Genomic DNA, 1236 nt, shown 5'->3' with positions numbered 1-1236 from the left:
GCCAGGGGGCGTCCGACGACGGCCAGGACGAGATCGAGGGACCGCGCACCTTCAGCGGCGAGGACGCCTCCGCCGCCGACCAGGACGCCGCCGACCGTTGATCGACCGTCCCGCCTCGCACCTTCCCCGCGGCGGATCGACGGTCGGGCCCGCTCCCGGGCACCCCGCCGTGCGCACCCGCATCCTGCTGCTGCTCGTCCTCGTCCTGCTCGGCGGGCTCGCGCTGCGGCTCGTCTACGTGCAGGGCATCGACCCCACGGGGCAGGCCGCGGCGGCCATGGACCAGCGCCTGACACACCAGGAGACCCTGCCGCAACGCGGGTCCATCCTGGACCGTGACGGCGACGTGCTGGCCGCCAGCGTGCGCCGATACGACATCGTCGTGGACCAGCGCCTCGTCAAGGACTTCAACGAATGGGACCGCGAGGCCCGGAAGACCGTGCTCGTGGACGTGGACTCCCGCCTGGCCAGCCTGGCCGCGGTGCTCGGCATGTCGGAGGAGGAGGTGCGCGAGGCCACCATCGGCTCCCGCCCGTACGCCGTGGTGCGCCGCTCCGTGACCCCGGAGGTGCGGGACAAGGCCATGGCGCTCAACGTGCCGGGCCTGCTCTCCGAGGCGGTGGACCGCCGCACCTACCCGAACGGGTCGGTCGCCGGCAGCATCATCGGCTTCATGGGCGGTGACGGAACCGCTCTCGAAGGCCTCGAGCTCAGCCAGGACGACGTCATGACCGGCACCCCGGGCACCCGCACGTTCGAGGTGGGCGCGGACGGCATCCGCATCCCCAACGCCCCGCTCGAGGAGGTTCCGGCCGTGGACGGCGCCGACCTGCGCCTGACCGTGGACAAGGACGCCCAGTGGTTCGCGCAGGAGACCCTCGGCGCCCTCGCCGCCGAGTACGACGCGGAGTGGGCGAACGCCGTCGTGATGGACGTGAAGACGGGCGACGTGATCGTCATGGCCGACTCCACCACGGTGGACCCCGCCGACCCCGACGCCACCGAGGAGAACTTCCGCACCTCCACCGTGATGAGCACCCCGTACGAGCCGGGCTCCACGGGCAAGGCGCTGCCGATCGCGGCCGCCGTCGACGCCGGGAAGGTCACCGCCACGGACGGCTTCACCGTCCCCGGCAGCCAGGACTTCGACGGGCAGACCATCAAAGACTTCTCCCCGCACCCGACGTTCGACATGACCGTGGCCGGCATCTACGCACGCTCCTACAACACGGGCAC

1 protein-coding gene is annotated in these 1236 nt (G+C 72.0%); it reads left to right on the top strand.

Features of this window, described 5'->3' with window-relative positions; translation table 11 throughout:
• Positions 1–169 precede the first annotated feature (169 nt).
• A partial coding sequence (locus ACFWJO_RS39915) for a penicillin-binding transpeptidase domain-containing protein (protein ID WP_386873219.1) occupies positions 170–1236 on the top strand: 1067 nt, incomplete at its 3' end.

The organism is Streptomyces sp. NPDC127092, assembly GCF_042722475.1.
Lineage (GTDB): Bacteria > Actinomycetota > Actinomycetes > Streptomycetales > Streptomycetaceae > Streptomyces.
This window is presented reverse-complemented; position numbering and strand designations above follow the sequence as displayed.